This window comes from Streptomyces sp. NPDC030840 (assembly GCF_055572015.1).
Genome location: NZ_JBVIEE010000013.1, coordinates 142,875 through 159,150, shown reverse-complemented (window position 1 = coordinate 159,150; position 16,276 = coordinate 142,875). Strand labels below are relative to the sequence as shown.

Genomic DNA, 16,276 nt, shown 5'->3' with positions numbered 1-16,276 from the left:
CGCGAGCAGGGGGTTGCCGGGGGGGGGGGGGGGTACGGGGGGGGGGGGGGGGAGGGGAGGGGTGGTTTTTCTTTCCCCCCCCCGGGGTGGGGTGGGCACACCCCCCCACCCCCATGGTCGCGGAAGAAGCCGTAAGCGGGGCCGGACAGCGCAGGGCCCCGGAACCGGCGCAGGGGTTCCGGGGCCCGGATCATGGGCGGTGCGTCGCCCGCTGCGGGGTCACACGCGCCGCAGTACCGCCACCACCTTGCCCAGGATGGTCGCGTCGTCGCCAGGGATCGGCTCGTACGCCGCGTTGTGCGGGAGGAGCCAGACGTGGCCGTCCTCGCGCTTGAAGCGCTTGACCGTGGCCTCGCCGTCCAGCATGGCGGCCACGATGTCGCCGTTCTCCGCGACCGGCTGGCGGCGGACCGTCACCCAGTCACCGTCGCAAATGGCGGCCTCGATCATCGAGTCACCGACGACCTTGAGTACGAACAGCTCACCGTCACCGACGAGCTGCCTCGGGAGCGGGAACACGTCCTCCACCGACTCCTCGGCGAGGATCGGACCACCGGCGGCGATCCGGCCGACGAGCGGGACGTACGACGCGGCCGGCTTGCCCGCCGTGTCCGTGGGCTGTGCCGACGCCTGGTCGGAGCCCCGGACCTCGTACGCGCGCGGGCGGTGCGGGTCGCGGCGCAGGAAGCCCTTGCGCTCCAGGGCCATCAGCTGGTGTGCCACCGAGGACGTGCTGGAGAGGCCGACCGCCTGGCCGATCTCCCGCATCGACGGCGGGTAGCCACGCCGCTGCACGGAGTCCCTGATGACCTCGATGACCCGGCGCTGCCGGTCCGTAAGACCCGAGCTGTCGGCCCGGATGCCTGGAGGTCGCCCAGGCAGGGACCTCTTGGGTCCCTCGTGGTTCGTGGCTTCGTTCATCGCATGCACCGGCTCGAATCGGTCCTGGGAGCGGTCCTGGGCAGTGATGGCGGCACTGTCTGCGGTGGTGGTCACGTCGGCCCCTCTCGATGGTCTCCCGTGCAGCACAACGGTAGTTGCTTTCGAAAGGTTGCGCCAAACACACGTTCGAGTGAAAATTCGCGGATTGCCTGACGCGATCAGAAGTCTGGGTGTATGGCGAGCGTCAGATGCCCGGACGTGTCGGCCGGCGCCGCTCCGGGCGGGCGGAAGCGCTCGTTGCTGTACTGTCCGCCTCCGGGGCGATGGCCTTGTGGGCCCCTGCCGCTTCGTGGGCCAGTCTGCCACCAGGCATCCCGTCGACCGGGCATCGGCCCCCCTCCCGTGCGGCGCCCACCGTATCCCCGTCCGTCCCGTGGCGGAACGGCCCGGCGGCACATGCCCTGACGTGTGCGACACGCGCGGCGTGGGCGGATTTACGTGCCAAGCCCTACATGTAGTGCTTGGATTGTGGTGACAGCCCAGAAGTTGTGGTCCCCCGGGTCTACGGGCCCGCGATCATCGCCTATGCTTGGGGCTGCTTCGCGGGGGTTCAAGTGGCCCGTGAGGCTATTGAGTCTGCTGTGAAAGGGGGTTGGAAGTTCTATGCATTGCCCTTTCTGCAGGCACCCCGACAGCCGCGTCGTCGACTCCCGTACGACCGATGACGGTACGTCGATCCGCAGGCGCCGTCAGTGCCCGGACTGTTCCCGTCGGTTCACGACGGTGGAGACCTGTTCACTGATGGTGGTCAAGCGGTCGGGCGTCACCGAGCCCTTCAGTCGAACGAAGATCATCAATGGTGTGCGCAAGGCATGCCAGGGACGGCCCGTCACCGAGGACGCGCTCGCCCAGCTGGGCCAGCGGGTCGAGGAGGCGGTGCGGGCCACGGGGAGCGCCGAGCTGACCACCCACGACGTGGGGCTGGCCATACTCGGCCCGTTGCAGGAGCTCGACCTCGTCGCCTACCTGCGATTCGCCTCGGTGTACCGGGCGTTCGACTCGCTGGAGGACTTCGAGGCGGCCATCGAGGAACTCAGGGAAGAGCAGGGGAAGCGCCCAGCCGGTGACGGCGATGACTGCAAGGACGCAGTCGAGGAGCGTGGGGAACCCGAGCGCGGGCCCGGGGGGACCGGAGACGTCCCCCGTCCCGCCCGCGCCGCCGGCTGACGGCGGACCGCCCGGACGGACTATCCGGACCGGGCGATCGGCGGCGGACCGGACCGCCGGCGGCGACCAGGACCTGTCGCGGACGGCCGCGTGAGCGGCGCCGCGACGCACGACAGAACACCGTGTCACAGGAACAAAGTGGCACTTCAGGGCGTTTTCGCCCGTACAGGGAGGCGGCATGACAGAGACGGCGAGCGGTCCGGCACGGAGTTCCCGTGCCAAGGGCACCAAGGCGAGCAAGGGCCTGCGTATCGAGCGCATCCACACCAGCCCCGGGGTGCACCCGTACGACGAGGTCGAGTGGGCGAGCCGTGACGTCGTCATGACCAACTGGCGCGACGGCTCGGTCAACTTCGAGCAGCGCGGCGTCGAGTTCCCCGAGTTCTGGTCGGTGAACGCGGTCAACATCGTCACCAGCAAGTACTTCCGAGGTGCCGTCGGCACCCCCCAGCGCGAGGTGAGCCTGAAGCAGCTCATCGACCGCATCGTGAAGACGTACCGGAAGGCCGGTGAGGACTACAAGTACTTCGCCTCGCCCGCCGACGCCGAGATCTTCGAGCACGAACTGGCGTACGCCCTCCTGCACCAGATCTTCAGCTTCAACAGCCCTGTCTGGTTCAACGTCGGCACACCCCAGCCGCAGCAGGTCTCCGCCTGCTTCATCCTGGCCGTCGACGACTCCATGGAGTCGATCCTCGACTGGTACAAGGAAGAGGGCATGATCTTCAAGGGCGGCTCCGGCGCCGGCCTGAACCTCTCCCGCATCCGCTCCTCCAAGGAGCTCCTCTCCTCCGGTGGCAACGCCTCCGGTCCCGTCTCCTTCATGCGCGGCGCCGACGCCTCCGCAGGAACGATCAAGTCGGGCGGCGCCACCCGCCGCGCCGCCAAGATGGTCATCCTCGACGTCGACCACCCCGACATCGAGGACTTCATCGAGACCAAGGTGAAGGAGGAGGAGAAGATCCGCGCCCTGCGCGACGCCGGCTTCGACATGGACCTGGGCGGCGAGGACATCACCTCCGTCCAGTACCAGAACGCCAACAACTCGGTCCGTGTGAACGACGAGTTCATGAAGGCCGTCGAGTCCGGCGGGAAGTTCGGTCTGCGCGCGCGGATGACCGGCGAGGTCATCGAAGAGGTCGAGGCCAAGGCCCTGTTCCGCAAGATGGCCGAGGCCGCCTGGGCCTGCGCCGACCCCGGCATCCAGTACGACGACACCATCAACCACTGGCACACGTGCCCGGAGTCCGGCCGCATCAACGGCTCGAACCCCTGCAGCGAGTACATGCACCTGGACAACACGTCCTGCAACCTCGCCTCGCTGAACCTGATGAAGTTCCTCAAGGACGACGGCAAGGGCAACCAGTCCTTCGACGTCGAGCGCTTCGCGAAGGTCGTCGAGCTCGTCATCACCGCGATGGACATCTCCATCTGCTTCGCCGACTTCCCGACCCAGAAGATCGGTGAGAACACCCGCGCCTTCCGCCAGCTCGGCATCGGCTACGCCAACCTCGGCGCCCTGCTGATGGCGACCGGCCACGCGTACGACTCCGACGGCGGCCGCGCCCTGGCCGGCGCCATCACCTCCCTGATGACCGGCACGTCGTACAAGCGTTCCGCCGAACTCGCCGCGGTCGTCGGCCCGTACGACGGCTACGCCCGCAACGCGCAGCCCCACCTGCGGGTCATGAAGCAGCACGCCGACGCCAACGCCGAGGCCGTCCGCATGGACGACCTGGACACCCCGGTCTGGGCCGCCGCCACGGAGGCCTGGCAGGACGTGCTCCGCCTCGGTGAGAAGAACGGCTTCCGCAACTCGCAGGCCTCGGTCATCGCCCCGACCGGCACCATCGGTCTCGCGATGTCCTGCGACACCACCGGCCTTGAGCCCGACCTCGCGCTGGTGAAGTTCAAGAAGCTGGTCGGCGGCGGCTCGATGCAGATCGTCAACGGCACGGTCCCGCAGGCCCTGCGCCGCCTGGGCTACCAGGAAGAGCAGATCGAGGCGATCGTCGCCCACATCGCCGACCACGGCAATGTGATCGACGCCCCGGGCCTCAAGCCCGAGCACTACGAGGTCTTCGACTGTGCCATGGGCGAGCGCGCCATCTCCCCGATGGGCCACGTCCGCATGATGGCCGCGATCCAGCCGTGGATCTCCGGCGCCCTGTCCAAGACGGTCAACATGCCGGAGTCGGCGACCGTCGAGGAGGTCGAGGAGATCTACTTCGAGGCCTGGAAGATGGGCGTCAAGGCGCTCGCCATCTACCGCGACAACTGCAAGGTCGGCCAGCCCCTCTCCGCCAAGACCAAGGAGAAGGAGAAGGCCGAGATCACGGAGAAGACCGAGGCGGCCATCCGTGAGACGGTCGAGAAGGTCGTCGAGTACCGCCCGGTCCGCAAGCGTCTCCCGAAGGGCCGGCCCGGTATCACCACGTCCTTCACCGTCGGCGGCGCCGAGGGCTACATGACGGCCAACTCCTACCCGGACGACGGCCTGGGCGAGGTCTTCCTGAAGATGTCCAAGCAGGGTTCGACCCTCGCGGGCATGATGGACGCCTTCTCCATCGCGGTCTCCGTCGGCCTGCAGTACGGCGTGCCGCTGGAGACGTACGTCTCGAAGTTCACCAACATGCGCTTCGAGCCGGCCGGTATGACGGACGACCCGGACGTGCGGATGGCGCAGTCGATCGTCGACTACATCTTCCGCCGACTGGCGCTCGACTTCCTGCCGTTCGAGACCCGCTCCGCGCTCGGCATCCACTCCGCCGAGGAGCGCCAGCGTCACCTGGAGACGGGCTCCTACGAGCCGAACGAGGACGACGTCGACGTCGAGGGCCTGGCACAGTCGGCGCCCCGCGCGCAGGAGCTGAAGGCCATCGCCACCCCCAGGGCGGGCATCGAGGCGGCCAAGCCCGCCCCGCAGCAGGCCCACACCAGCGCCGAACTCGTGGAGATGCAGCTGGGCATCCAGGCGGACGCCCCGCTCTGCTTCTCCTGCGGCACGAAGATGCAGCGGGCCGGTTCCTGCTACATCTGCGAGGGCTGCGGCTCGACCAGCGGCTGCAGCTGAGCCCGGGCGCCCGCTGAGGCGCGTCGGTCGTTCGCCAGGGCGGTGGAGCCGGATGCCCGTCTCCACCGCCCTCGGCGTTGATGTGCGCGTTGGTGTGTGCCGAGCGGGTCAGGACTCGTGCCGCCGGCCCATGGCGCGGGCGAAGGACGCCGGGTCCTCGTCGTAGCCGCGGACGCCCGGCTGGAACGACCACTCTCCGGAGTCGTCGCGCACGAACTCCGCGACCGTTGCCGCCGTGGCCCCGAGGACGCCGCCGAAGTCGTCCTCGGCCAGGACGGTGTAGCCCTCACGGACGCGCAGCGCGGGGTTGTGCGCGTCCGCGAAGGTCTTCCGGCCGGTCCGCTGCTGTATGGCCACACCGACCACCACGCGCGCGTAGCGCCTGTCGAGCCGGCCCAGTTCGACGATCATGACCTCGTCCCAGCCGAAGCCCTGACCGGTCTTGCTGTCGCGGTCGAGACTGATGGTGCCGTCGGGGGAGCGGCTGTCGAAGTGCACCACGTAGTCGGGGTCTCCGTGCGGCTCGGTGGCCAGATAGGTCGCCGCGACGAGGTCGAGGTCCGTGGGCGTCTGGCCCGAGGGACTGGGATCCCACTTCACCGCCACCTCGACCTTGCGGATGCCCTTGTTGAGGCCGTTCACCAGATCTCCCTCCCCGCTTCCTGGGCCTTCCACCCGAACTGCCGGACAGTCCAGGTCAGTTGCCCATCCTCCCACGCGCGCGGGGGCGCTCGCTCGGGTGCACTCTCCCGGAGCGTGACCGACGCCACGTTCCGTGGCCTTACGATGGCGCGGTGCTGGTCAAGTGGATTCGCTGCACCGTGGTGGACCGCCGCGGTTTCGAACGGGGGCAGCGAAAGTGGGCGGGGCTTCTGGGGGAGCCGGGTTTCCGTGGGCAGGGTGGTGGCTGGAGCCGTGCGCGGCCCGGCGTGGCCCACATCTTCTCGTTCTGGGAGAGCCGTGCCTTCTACGACTCGTTCATGGCGCGTTCCCACGACCGGCTGGCCGCCTCACAGTCCGGCACCTTCAAGGACCCCCAGGTCAGGCTCTTCGACCACCGTTTCGATGTGAAGACCGGCTTCGAGCCCCGTTTCACGGACGCCGACCTGGTGAGGGTGGCGCACTGTCGCGTCCACGAGGAGCGCGCGGAGCACTTCGCGCTGATGCAGGAGAAGGTCTGGAACCCGGCGATGGCGGGCTCGCCCGGCATGGTGCGGGGTCTGTTCGGGGAGGCGCCGGGCCACGAGTTCCTGATCCTCTCCATGTGGCAGTCGGCCGCCGAGCACGGAAAGTACCGGACCGAGCGCGTCGAGCGGCTCGCCCTGCGCGCCCAGATCGAAGCCGACGTCGCGGCACTCGCGGGTGACATCGTGGACCTGGAGCCCGTCTGGACGGTGTGAGACCGGCTGGACGGTGTGAACGGCTGGGCTGTCTGAGAGCCGGCTGGACTGTCTGAGACCCGGCTGGACTGTCTGAGACCCGGCTGGACTGTCTGAGACCCGAATGCGTCAAAAAGGAACCGGAGGGCTCAAAACGTGACCCTCGGTGTGCAGGACCTGTGTGACCTACACCGTATACAGCCTGTACCGGTGCTCGACGGGCCGTCACTCGATCTAGGGTTTTGGCATGGCACGACCACGGCGCATCGTCCTTGTCCGGCACGGCGAGTCAACGGGCAACGCCGACGACACCGTGTACGAACGTGAGCCCGACCATGCCCTGGCGCTCACCGAGCTCGGCTGGCGGCAGGCCGAGGAAACCGGCAAGCGGCTCCGGGAGGTGTTCGGCCAGGAGCGCGTCAGCGTGTACGTCTCCCCCTACCGCCGCACCCACGAGACGTTCCGGGCCTTCCACCTCGACCCCGGGCTGGTGCGCGTCCGCGAGGAGCCACGGCTGCGCGAGCAGGACTGGGGGAACTGGCAGGACCGCGACGACGTACAGCTCCAGAAGGCGTACCGCGACGCCTACGGGCACTTCTTCTACCGCTTCGCGCAGGGTGAGTCCGGGGCCGACGTGTACGACCGGGTCGGCGGCTTCCTGGAGAGCCTGTTCCGCAGCTTCGAGGACCCCGACCACCCCCCGAACGTGCTCCTGGTGACCCACGGTCTGGCCATGCGGCTGTTCTGCATGCGCTGGTTCCACTGGTCGGTCGCGGAGTTCGAGTCGCTGTCCAATCCCGGGAACGCGGAGATGCGGATGCTCGTTCTCGGGGAGGACGGCAAGTACACGCTTGACCGGCCGTTCGAACGCTGGCGTGACCCGGAATCGTACGGAGTCACCGGTTAGAGTGGCAGGGCGATGATCGCTGACTCCTCACCCGACGTGCGCCTGCGGCGCGCCCTGAGCAGCCTGCGCGGACTCTCGGTGGGGGACGCACTGGGCTCGCAGTACTTCGTGCCCGTGAACTATCCGCTGCTCAAACGCCGCGAGACCCCGGCCGGCCCCTGGCAGTGGACCGACGACACGGAGATGGCCTGCTCCGTGGTGGCGATCCTCGCCGCCCACCGCAGGATCGACCAGGACGAGCTGGCCCGCTCGTTCGCCGAGCACCACGACTTCGACCGCGGCTACGGCCCGGCGGTGGGCCGGCTGCTGCGGCTGGTCAGGGAGGGCGGCGACTGGCGGGAGCTGGCGTCGTCGCTCTTCAAGGGCCAGGGCTCCTGGGGCAACGGCGCGGCGATGCGGATCGCCCCCTTGGGTGCCTGGTACGCGGACGACCCCGAGCAGGCGACCCACCAGGCGGAGATCTCGGCGTATCCCACCCATCAGCACCGCGAGGCCGTCGTGGGTGCCATGGCCGTCGCCGCCGCGGCCGCCCTCGCGTCCGACCCGGCAGGACCGCCGAGCGCCGAAGCGCTCCTCGACGGCGTCATCGCACTCACACCCAGGAGCGCCGTCGGCGCGGGACTGCGGCGCGCCCGCGACATGCTCGACTACGCGGACGCGAACACCGTGGCCGCCGTCCTCGGCTGCGGCCGGCGCACGTCGGCACACGACACGGTGCCGTTCGCGCTGTGGTCGGCCGCGCGGGCCCTCGGCGACTACGAGCAGGCGTTCTGGGTGACGGCCCAGGCAGGCGGCGACGTGGACACCAACTGCGCCATCGTCGGGGGAGTAGTCGCCTCCGGCAAGGCGGGGGCACCTCCCGAGGAGTGGCTGAGGCAAACGGAAGCGCTGCCGGACTGGGCTCCGGTGCTCTAGTCGGCGCATGTCGTCGCGTTCCGCGGGCCGCCGACGCCGCGGCTGGGTGCCACCCTGGCCCCTGAGGTCATAGGCGCCCCTCCTACTGTCACAGGCATGCCACAGAAGACTTTCACCCCGCTGTGGTGCCGGGGGTGCGGCATACCCTTGCGCCACGCCGCCTGTCGATCATGACGGCGTGCGCCGAAGAGACACCGGCCACGGGCCTTCTGCCGCAGCGGCGCGCTGCGTACGGCGGGCGCACGAGGGCCGGTCGGGAGGGGGTCCCGTGTCCGATCCATCGTCCGCTGCGTCGTCGGCCGCATCGTCCGCGTCCGAGCCGAGGGACGAGGCGCCCGGGGGGCGCGCCTCACCCGCGGACGAACCCGAGGGCATATCCAAGGCCCGGGCGGGGTCCCCGGGGGCAGCTCCCACCGGCGGACCTCCGGGCGCAGGAGTGGCTCCCGTCGCGGTGCCCCCGGCCGTCGGCCCGGCTTCCTGGCTGGCCGACCTCCAGATCGACGAACCCGCGCCCGTCCGCACCGCGACCTTGTGGACAGCCCTGGCCACAGGTGTCCTCAGCATGCTGCTGCTCGGCGACGGAGTGGCCGTCAACCTGTTGATCGTCGCGCTTCCGGCCGCGCTCGCCGCCTACTTCGCGGCCCAGCGGGCCGGCCGTCGCCCACGCGCGTGGACGCTCGTCTGGGCGGTCGCCGGCCTGACGCTGCTGACCGTGCCCGCGCTGCGCGACGCGGACTGGCCGTCGTTCCTGGCCGTCGTCACCGCGCTCGCGGCGGGTTCCCTCGCGCTGCACGGGGGCCGCAGCTGGCCCGCTGTCCTGCTCGGCCCGATCGGCGTGTTCAGCGCGGTGGTCACCGGCCCGGCCTGGGCCTGGCAGGGGGTCCGCAACCTCTCGGGCGGTGTGCGCGAGCGGCTGGGCCCGATTCTGCGGGCGCTCGCCGTCGCCGCGGTGCTGCTGCTGGTGTTCGGGGCGCTGTTCGCGGGGGCGGACGCCGCCTTCGCGGACCTGCTCGGCGGCCTGGTACCGGACACGTCGGTGGCCGACGGACCGTGGCGCGTGCTGCTCTTCGCTCTGGGGCTGGTCGGGGCGCTGGCCGCGGCACGCACGGCCGCCGCACCCGCTCACTGGGACCAGGTCGAAGTACCCGAGGGCCGTGCTCGGGGGCGGGTCGAGTGGGCGCTGCCGCTGATCGTGCTCAACCTGCTGTTCGCCGTGTTCAACGCCATCCAGCTGGCGGTCCTGTTCGGCGGGTACGACGCCGTGCTCGAGAAGACCGGCCAGACGTACGCCGAGTACGCGCGGCAGGGCTTCTGGCAGCTGCTCCTGGCGACGCTGCTCACCCTGCTCGTCATCGTCCTCGCCCTGCGCTGGGCACCGCGCACTCGATCGGGTGATCGCACGCTGGTGCGCTCCGTGCTGGGAACTCTGTGCGCGCTGACCCTCGTTGTGGTGGCATCCGCTGTGCGGCGGATGGACATGTACGTGGAGGCGTACGGACTGACGCGGCTGAGGATCTCGGTGCTGGGTGTGGAGCTGTGGCTCGGCCTGGTCATCGTGTTCATCATGGCGGCCGGGGTGTGGGGGGCCCGCTGGCTGCCGCGTGCCGTGGCCGCCAGTGCGGCGGCCGGGGTGCTGGCGTTCGGGCTCGTCTCGCCGGACGGACTGATCGCCGAGCGCAACGTCCAGCGGTACGAGGACACGGGCCGGTTCGACCTCGACTACGCGAGCGGGCTGTCCGCGGACGCCGTGCCCGCCCTCGACACGCTGGCCGAGCCACTGCGGTCCTGCGCGCTGCGGTTTGTGGCGGCCGAACTCGACGAGCGGGACACGCCCTGGTACGCGACGAGTTGGGGCGAGGCGGAGGCGCGACGGATCCTCGACGAGCGCCCGCTGTCGGACGAGGCGACCGCGACCGTGTGCGCGCGGTTTAGGGCCGAGGTCATGTATCGCGAGTAGAGGTGTTGTTCGGTAAGCGTGCGGGTGCGGGTGCGGGTGCGGGTGCGGGTGCGGGTGCGGGCGCGTGGCGGGGTGCGGGTGCGGCGGATGCAGGCGGGCGGCGGGACGCCGGCCGCGCGTCGGGGCGCCGCTGGGGCCCGATCGGCCTCCGTCGTCGGTCCGCTGCGTCGTACTGCCGCGGGGTGGGCGTGGTGTCCGCGGGCGTGGATGTCCGCAGGGGCGGCCGTGAGCCGGGACCGTGGCCGGACTCTCCGCGCGCTCGTGCTGCGGTGGGGTTCGGCAGTGGCCCGTGTGCACAGCCGGAGCGCTGGTGGCCGCGTGCGAGGGCGCCGCTCCGAGGGCGACGCCGCTGTGAAGGTGGTCGTGGGCGGCGAGCCGGTGGGGCCGTGAACCGGCCCACTCCCGGCGTCATGGTGCCGCGGAGGGCGGGTACCGGCACCCTCGCGGTCGGCCCGCCCGGTGGGCGACCACGAGCGCGTGGTCGCCCACCGGACGCGGTCGTTCGCCGGATGCGGCCCGGCCGTCCGCGGTTGTTCCCTCAGCCTCCGGCTGGTCCCGCTGTGCCGGACAGGGCCTCCAGGTCGCTCTTGCGGACCTTGATCACCAATAGGGCGGTGGCCAGCGCGAGCACGGCCATCGCGGCGGCCGGGATGAACGCCGTCGAGATGCCCTGGGCGAGCACCTCGTGGCCCCAAGGCGCCGGCAGTTGGTGAGTCTTGGCGAACTCGGCCTTCTGCTCGGCCGTGCCGTCCGCGAGGAAGCCCGGCATCTGCTTCTCCGCCTCCTCCCGGCTGGCCGTGCCGAAGACGGTGGTCAAAATGGACAGGCCGAGGGAACCGCCCACCTGCTGGGTGGCGTTGAGCAGACCGGACGCCGCGCCCGCCTCGTGCTGGGCGACCCCGGAGACCGCGGTCAGGGTCAGCGTCACGAAGTTCAGGCCCATGCCGAAGGCGAACACCAGCATCGGGCCGAGCACCCCGCCCACGTACGAGCTGTCGGGGTTGATGAAGGTCTGCCAGGTGAGCCCGAGCACGACGAGCGTCGAGCCGACCGCCATGAACGGCTTGGGCCCGAGGACCGGCAGGAAACGCTGCGACAGGCCGGCGCCCACGGCGATCGCCACCGTCACGGGCAGGAAGGCGAGGCCCGCCTCGATCGGCGAGTACTGCAGCACGTTCTGCACGAAGAGGACGATGAAGAAGAACATGCCGAACATCGCCGCCGCGAGACTGAGCATGATCACGTATGTGCCCGACCGGTTGCGGTCGGCGAACATCCTCAGCGGGGTGATCGGCTCCTTCGCCCGTGTCTCGATGAAGCCGAAGGCCAGCAGCAAAGCCACCGCGGCCGCGAAGGAGCCGACGGTCAGGCTGTCGCGCCAGCCCTCCTCCGAGGCGCGGATGAAGCCGTACACCAGCGATGCCATACCGGCCGTCGACGTGAGCGCGCCCGCGATGTCGAACCGTCCCGGATGCCGCTCCGACTCGGCTATGTACATCGGCGTGAGCACGGCTATCAGAACGCCGATCGGCACGTTGACGAACAGCACCCAGCGCCAGTCGAGCCACTCCGTCAGCATTCCGCCGGCGAGGAGACCGACGGCGCCGCCGCCGGCCGAGACCGCGGCGAAGACGCCGAAGGCCCGGTTCCGTTCCGGACCTTCGGGGAACGTGGTCGTGATCAGCGCCAGCGAGGTGGGCGAGGCGATCGCGCCGCCGACGCCCTGGAGGGCCCGTGCAGCCAGCAACTGCCAGGGCTCCTGGGCGAATCCGCCCAGCAGCGAGGCGAAGGTGAAGAGCAGGATGCCGGTCATGAAGACCCGGCGCCGGCCGAGGATGTCACCCGCCCGGCCGCCGAGGAGCAGCAGACCGCCGAAGGTCAGGGTGTACGCGCTGACCACCCACGTCAGGTCGGTCGTGCTGAACCGAAGCGCGTCTTGAATGTGCGGGAGCGCGATGTTCACAATCGTCGCGTCGAGTACCACCATGAGTTGGCAGGCCGCGATGACGGTGAGTGCGATGCCCGGACGCCCCTCCCGGCGGGCGGCTCCTGGCTTCTGATCCTGGATCAACGGAGAGGTTGTCACTATGAGTCCCCCATAAATGCGTTAGTGAACGCTCGCGTTCACTGTCGCGTCAACCGTAGTGAGTCCCCCTTAGTGAACGCAAGCGTTCACTTAAGTCACTGCCGGATGACGCCACCTGACCGTTCGCCCTGACCGTTCGCCCCGCCCGGGAGTCCCCGCGGAAATCCGCCGGGACTCTCCTCCCCGACCCTGCTCAACGGAGACTCACAGATGGCTACTTCGCACTGGACGGCCGCCCCCGCTCCGACGGCCTCCCCGCGCCGGCGCGGTGCTGTACTCGAGCGCGCGATCCTCGACGCCGCGCTGGAGCAGCTCAGTACGGTCGGCTGGAGCGGCCTCACCATGGAGGGTGTCGCCGCGGGCGCCCAGACGGGCAAGGCCGCGGTCTACCGCCGCTGGCCCTCCAAGGAGGACCTCGTCGCGGACGCGCTCCAAGCGGGGCTGCCGAGGTTCGACGAGGCGCCCGACCTCGGTGGCGTGCGCGCGGATCTCCTGGAGTTGTGCCGTCAGGCGCGCGAGGCCATGTACTCGCGCCCCGGGTTCGCGTTGCGCTCTGTGATTCACGAATGCGATACCGCTCAGGTCGAGCGCTTCCACGGGGTAATCGTCGAAGGGGTTGTGGAGCCGACCGTCAAGCTCCTTCGCGAGGTCATCAACCGCGGGATCGCGCGCGGCGAGGTGCGTCCGGACGCGGCCAACGGCTATGTCTTCGACGCCATTCCGGCCATGATGATGTACCGGTCCAAGGTGTGCGCGAGTGAATGGGGCGAGCGTGACATCGAAGAGATGATCGACCAGTTCATGCTTCCGCTGCTGCGTCCGGCAGGTGCCTGACCGTGTTCTGAAGGGCGTCGGACCGAGGTCTGCGCGGCCTCCGAGGGGGCCGGGGGAAACCTGGGTGTCGCGCGGGGTTCCCGGCGGCGTACGCTAAGAGCGCCATGCCGTACGAACCGCCTACTCACACCGTCGAGCGCTCCCTCCGCGCCACGACCGGAGCGAAGATCATTGCCGGTGTCGACGAGGTGGGGCGGGGCGCCTGGGCTGGTCCCGTCACCGTCTGCGCGGCGGTCACGGGCCTGCGTCGACCGCCCGAGGGCCTCACCGACTCCAAGCTCCTCACGATCAAGAAGCGCACCGCGCTCGCGGAGGAACTGCGGACGTGGGTGACGTCGTACGCCCTCGGGCACGCCTCTCCGGAGGAGATCGACGACCTGGGTATGACGGCCGCGCTGCGCCTTGCCGCCGTACGGGCCCTGGAGGCCCTGCCGGTCCGGCCCGACGCGGTCATCCTCGACGGGAAGCACGACTACCTGGGTACCCCCTGGCGCGTGCGTACCGTCATCAAGGGCGACCAGTCGTGCGTGGCTGTCGCGGCGGCCTCGGTGATAGCCAAGGTTCAGCGCGACAAAATGATGGCCGAACTGGGTATCGACCATGCAGACTTCGGTTTTGCGGCCAACGCCGGGTATCCATCACCTGTGCACAAGGCCGCGCTGGAGGAGCGGGGCCCCACCCCGCACCACCGGCTGTCGTGGGCGTATCTTGATGCGCTGCCCCAGTGGCGGCACCTCAAGAAGGTCCGCAGCTGGGCGGATGGAAGCGTTCCGGAAATCGAGGGTCAGCTCGGCTTCGATTTCTGACGGTTTCGTTCGCACTCATGTGCCACCCGCCGACGCGAGTCGCACCGGCGTTTGATAAACATCAACTCATGCCTCTCATTCCCGAGGAGCCTCAGATTCACGAGAGTGCCCAGGGTCCGCGCGCCACTCCGGCCAGCGGCCGCGTCGCGCCGACCCCCCGTCCTGTACCCGGTCTCCGTCCCGCGGCTCCGGCGCGTCCCGGCCGTCCGGGGCCCATCAGGCCCATGCCGGCCCAACGCGCGCCGCGCGACGCTGCCACGGCCAAGTCGGGGCCACCCGCTCCGGCCGCCGCCGCGACCCCTGCCACCCCACAGATCCAGCTCATCCCGGCCTCGGTGGACGGCGCGCTGGACGCCGCCGAGGAAGCCGTCGACCTGCTCCTTGAGTCGGGTCGTGCCCCCGGTGAGGTGCTGGTGATCACCACCGGCGAGCCGCATCCGTGGGCCGCCCATGAGCTGTCCTTCGGTGAGGCCTCCTACTGGGCCCAGCACGACGCCGGCGACGACGTGTTCTACGCGGACGCCGCCGTGGCCCAGCGGGCCAAGGCTCGTCCCGTGGTCGTGGTCGCCGTCAACGGCGGTACCGACGCGGTCGCCGGGCAGGCGCTCCCGCTGGCGCTCGCCCGCGCCGGGGCGCTGCTCATCGTCTGCGGTGACCCCCAGCGCATCAACTCGGTCCTGGGCGCGGGAGTCTGAGCGGCCTCGCATCCGCGAGGGGCTGATCGGACGCCCGTCTGTCAGGCGCCTGGTCGCTTTCGCGCGCCCGGAACCAGGCGCTGAGCCGTTCCGGGTGTCGCCCTGCGCTCCTGCGTCCGGGCTTGGGGCTTGGACGGTTCGGCCGAGGGCTGTTCCCGGGGGGCATCCGGGAGGCGCGGTTGTCTGGGCGCGTGTCCCGGGCCGGCCCGGTGAGGGGTGAGGAGCCCCCGCCTGCCTGTCGTGGGCGCGCGGGGGTCATGCATGAGGGTGGTGCGGTCAACCGTCCGTCCGGCACGCGGGTGTGCGCGGATGACCGTGTGCCTGGGGAACGCGCCTGCGCGTCGACGGGGCGATGTACACCCTCTGCGGCCCGTGCGCCGGCTTCCTTTGGTGGCCGTGCACGCGTGCGCTTCCGTGGTTCAGGTGTGCTGTCGGCCCATACGTGGTTCAGGTGTGCTGTCGGCCCATACGTGCTGCCGGTCCACGGGTGACGCGGGTCCATACGACCTGCTGCCTGATCACACCGGTTGTCGCGGGGCCTGGGCCCCGCGAGGCTCAGCGGGCCGCTGCCCGGCGCAGCACCTCCGACGCGACGCCCCCGGTGCGTGGCAGCGGGGGTGGTGCCTCGGCCGTGGCGAAGGGCTCCGCGGGGGAGTTCGCGTGCGGGCGACGTCCTCCCCGGCCCTCGCCGAGAACCTGCCAGCCGTCACGCGTCAGCGTGATGTACGCCCCGCAGCGCAGCCCGTGCAGCGTGCACGCGTCCCGCAGCCCCCACATCCACGCGCCGTCCTCCTCCGTCCACCGTGCGTCCCCGTCGCGGCAGTACAGCAGCACGGCCGTGCGCACGGGCGCACGGCGCCGCAGATCGTGCGGGATGACCCGGCGCAGCTGCGAGAGCAGCGCGTTGCGGAACATCCAGCCGTCGGCCGGGGCCGACCGCCGGGTGAACGAGGCGCTCGCCCGCAGCCGTTCGTCCGGATCCAGGACGGCCACGACCGCGGTGGCGGGCCGGGGCTGGTGCCGCGCGTGCAGTCCGCTGACGACCTCCCGGGGATTGCGCAACAGCGGGATACCGGCGGCGGCCCACTCCGCGGGTTCGAGCATGCGGGTCAGGGGGTTGGTGGAAGCGGCGGACAGGTCGGCTGACGTCGACATGTTCGCCGCCGAGGACGGTGCGAATCCGAAGGTCACGGTCCTCCCTTCGGCTACGCGCCCACACTGCGGGCGGGGTCGGACTGGGGAGCGCACGCCGCAGCAGAGCCCTACCGGACAACGGGGAGCCGTGCGGGGAGCGGACTTCAATTCTTCCTGTCGAACTTGGTTGCGGCAACGAGCAATTGGGGCCCCTGGCCGTTTTCTGGCGATCCGTCGCTTATATCCCCGCCCTGTGGGTCGAGCGTGACGATTGCCGTCTCACGCCCCCGACGACGCGCGACGTGACGCGAAGGGCCTGGGAAGGGGTGGGTCGGCGACGGCTGACAGCGCTCGAGTGCGACGGGGGGCGTACTGCGATGC

The 16,276-nt window shown here is 70.3% G+C and carries 13 protein-coding genes; 9 read left to right on the top strand and 4 right to left on the bottom strand.

Going from position 1 to position 16,276, the window contains the following annotated elements; all coding sequences use genetic code 11:
* Positions 1–219: 219 nt before the first annotated feature.
* A complete protein-coding gene (gene lexA, locus ACZ49J_RS26865; RefSeq protein ID WP_131563388.1) occupies positions 220–996 on the bottom strand; it encodes a transcriptional repressor LexA in 777 nt (258 codons plus the stop codon).
* A 549-nt stretch (positions 997–1,545) separates the two neighbouring features.
* Here lexA and nrdR point away from each other — a divergent pair.
* Both nrdR and ACZ49J_RS26855 read left to right on the top strand, forming a co-directional pair.
* Complete coding sequence (nrdR, locus tag ACZ49J_RS26860) at positions 1,546–2,109, top strand: transcriptional regulator NrdR (protein WP_467451965.1); 564 nt, start codon at positions 1,546–1,548, stop codon at positions 2,107–2,109.
* A gap of 178 nt (positions 2,110–2,287) precedes the next feature.
* Entirely contained in the window at positions 2,288–5,182 is a 2,895-nt protein-coding gene (locus tag ACZ49J_RS26855) for a vitamin B12-dependent ribonucleotide reductase (protein ID WP_467451964.1), read from the top strand.
* Between the two features lie 108 nt (positions 5,183–5,290).
* Here ACZ49J_RS26855 and ACZ49J_RS26850 read toward each other — a convergent pair whose 3' ends face one another.
* Positions 5,291–5,824: a TerD family protein gene (locus tag ACZ49J_RS26850; protein WP_467451963.1), complete on the bottom strand. Its 534-nt coding sequence runs from the start codon at positions 5,822–5,824 to the stop codon at positions 5,291–5,293.
* Positions 5,825–5,976: 152 nt separating this feature from the next.
* Here ACZ49J_RS26850 and ACZ49J_RS26845 point away from each other — a divergent pair, with 152 nt between their 5' ends.
* The 4 genes from ACZ49J_RS26845 (at position 5,977) to ACZ49J_RS26830 (ending at position 10,340) form a co-directional block, all read left to right on the top strand.
* A complete protein-coding gene (locus tag ACZ49J_RS26845) occupies positions 5,977–6,582 on the top strand; it encodes a YdbC family protein (protein ID WP_467451962.1) in 606 nt (201 codons plus the stop codon).
* Positions 6,583–6,808: 226 nt separating this feature from the next.
* Entirely contained in the window at positions 6,809–7,468 is a 660-nt protein-coding gene (locus ACZ49J_RS26840; RefSeq protein ID WP_467451961.1) for a histidine phosphatase family protein, read from the top strand.
* A 12-nt stretch (positions 7,469–7,480) separates the two neighbouring features.
* Entirely contained in the window at positions 7,481–8,383 is a 903-nt protein-coding gene (locus ACZ49J_RS26835; protein ID WP_467451960.1) for an ADP-ribosylglycohydrolase family protein, read from the top strand.
* 451 nt (positions 8,384–8,834) lie between these two features.
* Entirely contained in the window at positions 8,835–10,340 is a 1,506-nt protein-coding gene (locus ACZ49J_RS26830) for a DUF4153 domain-containing protein (protein ID WP_467451959.1), read from the top strand.
* A gap of 538 nt (positions 10,341–10,878) precedes the next feature.
* Here the strand turns inward: ACZ49J_RS26830 and ACZ49J_RS26825 are convergent.
* Complete coding sequence (locus tag ACZ49J_RS26825; RefSeq protein WP_467451958.1) at positions 10,879–12,426, bottom strand: MFS transporter; 1,548 nt, start codon at positions 12,424–12,426, stop codon at positions 10,879–10,881.
* Positions 12,427–12,636: 210 nt separating this feature from the next.
* Here ACZ49J_RS26825 and ACZ49J_RS26820 point away from each other — a divergent pair, with 210 nt between their 5' ends.
* The 3 genes from ACZ49J_RS26820 to ACZ49J_RS26810 all read left to right on the top strand — a co-directional run bounded on the left by ACZ49J_RS26820 (position 12,637) and on the right by ACZ49J_RS26810 (position 14,761).
* On the top strand, positions 12,637–13,260 hold the full coding sequence (locus ACZ49J_RS26820) for a TetR/AcrR family transcriptional regulator (RefSeq protein WP_467451957.1): 624 nt from the start codon (positions 12,637–12,639) through the stop codon (positions 13,258–13,260).
* Between the two features lie 104 nt (positions 13,261–13,364).
* Entirely contained in the window at positions 13,365–14,066 is a 702-nt protein-coding gene (locus ACZ49J_RS26815) for a ribonuclease HII (protein WP_467451956.1), read from the top strand.
* A 68-nt stretch (positions 14,067–14,134) separates the two neighbouring features.
* Positions 14,135–14,761 (top strand): hypothetical protein, encoded by a 627-nt coding sequence (locus ACZ49J_RS26810; RefSeq protein WP_467451955.1) that lies wholly within the window; start codon positions 14,135–14,137, stop codon positions 14,759–14,761.
* A 555-nt stretch (positions 14,762–15,316) separates the two neighbouring features.
* On the opposite strand, the gene ACZ49J_RS26805 is transcribed toward ACZ49J_RS26810, so the two are convergent.
* The gene (locus ACZ49J_RS26805) at positions 15,317–15,952 is read right to left on the bottom strand and encodes a hypothetical protein (protein WP_467451954.1); all 636 of its coding nucleotides are present in this window, start codon (positions 15,950–15,952) and stop codon (positions 15,317–15,319) included.
* Positions 15,953–16,276: the final 324 nt, after the last annotated feature.

Coding starts and splice junctions, on each gene's coding strand:
- ACZ49J_RS26810 (WP_467451955.1), top strand. CDS start 14,135: ATGCCTCTCATTCCCGAGGAGCCTCAGATTCACGAGAGTGCCCAGGGT.
- ACZ49J_RS26820 (WP_467451957.1), top strand. CDS start 12,637: ATGGCTACTTCGCACTGGACGGCCGCCCCCGCTCCGACGGCCTCCCCG.
- ACZ49J_RS26835 (WP_467451960.1), top strand. CDS start 7,481: ATGATCGCTGACTCCTCACCCGACGTGCGCCTGCGGCGCGCCCTGAGC.
- ACZ49J_RS26855 (WP_467451964.1), top strand. CDS start 2,288: ATGACAGAGACGGCGAGCGGTCCGGCACGGAGTTCCCGTGCCAAGGGC.
- nrdR (WP_467451965.1), top strand. CDS start 1,546: ATGCATTGCCCTTTCTGCAGGCACCCCGACAGCCGCGTCGTCGACTCC.
- ACZ49J_RS26840 (WP_467451961.1), top strand. CDS start 6,809: ATGGCACGACCACGGCGCATCGTCCTTGTCCGGCACGGCGAGTCAACG.
- ACZ49J_RS26815 (WP_467451956.1), top strand. CDS start 13,365: ATGCCGTACGAACCGCCTACTCACACCGTCGAGCGCTCCCTCCGCGCC.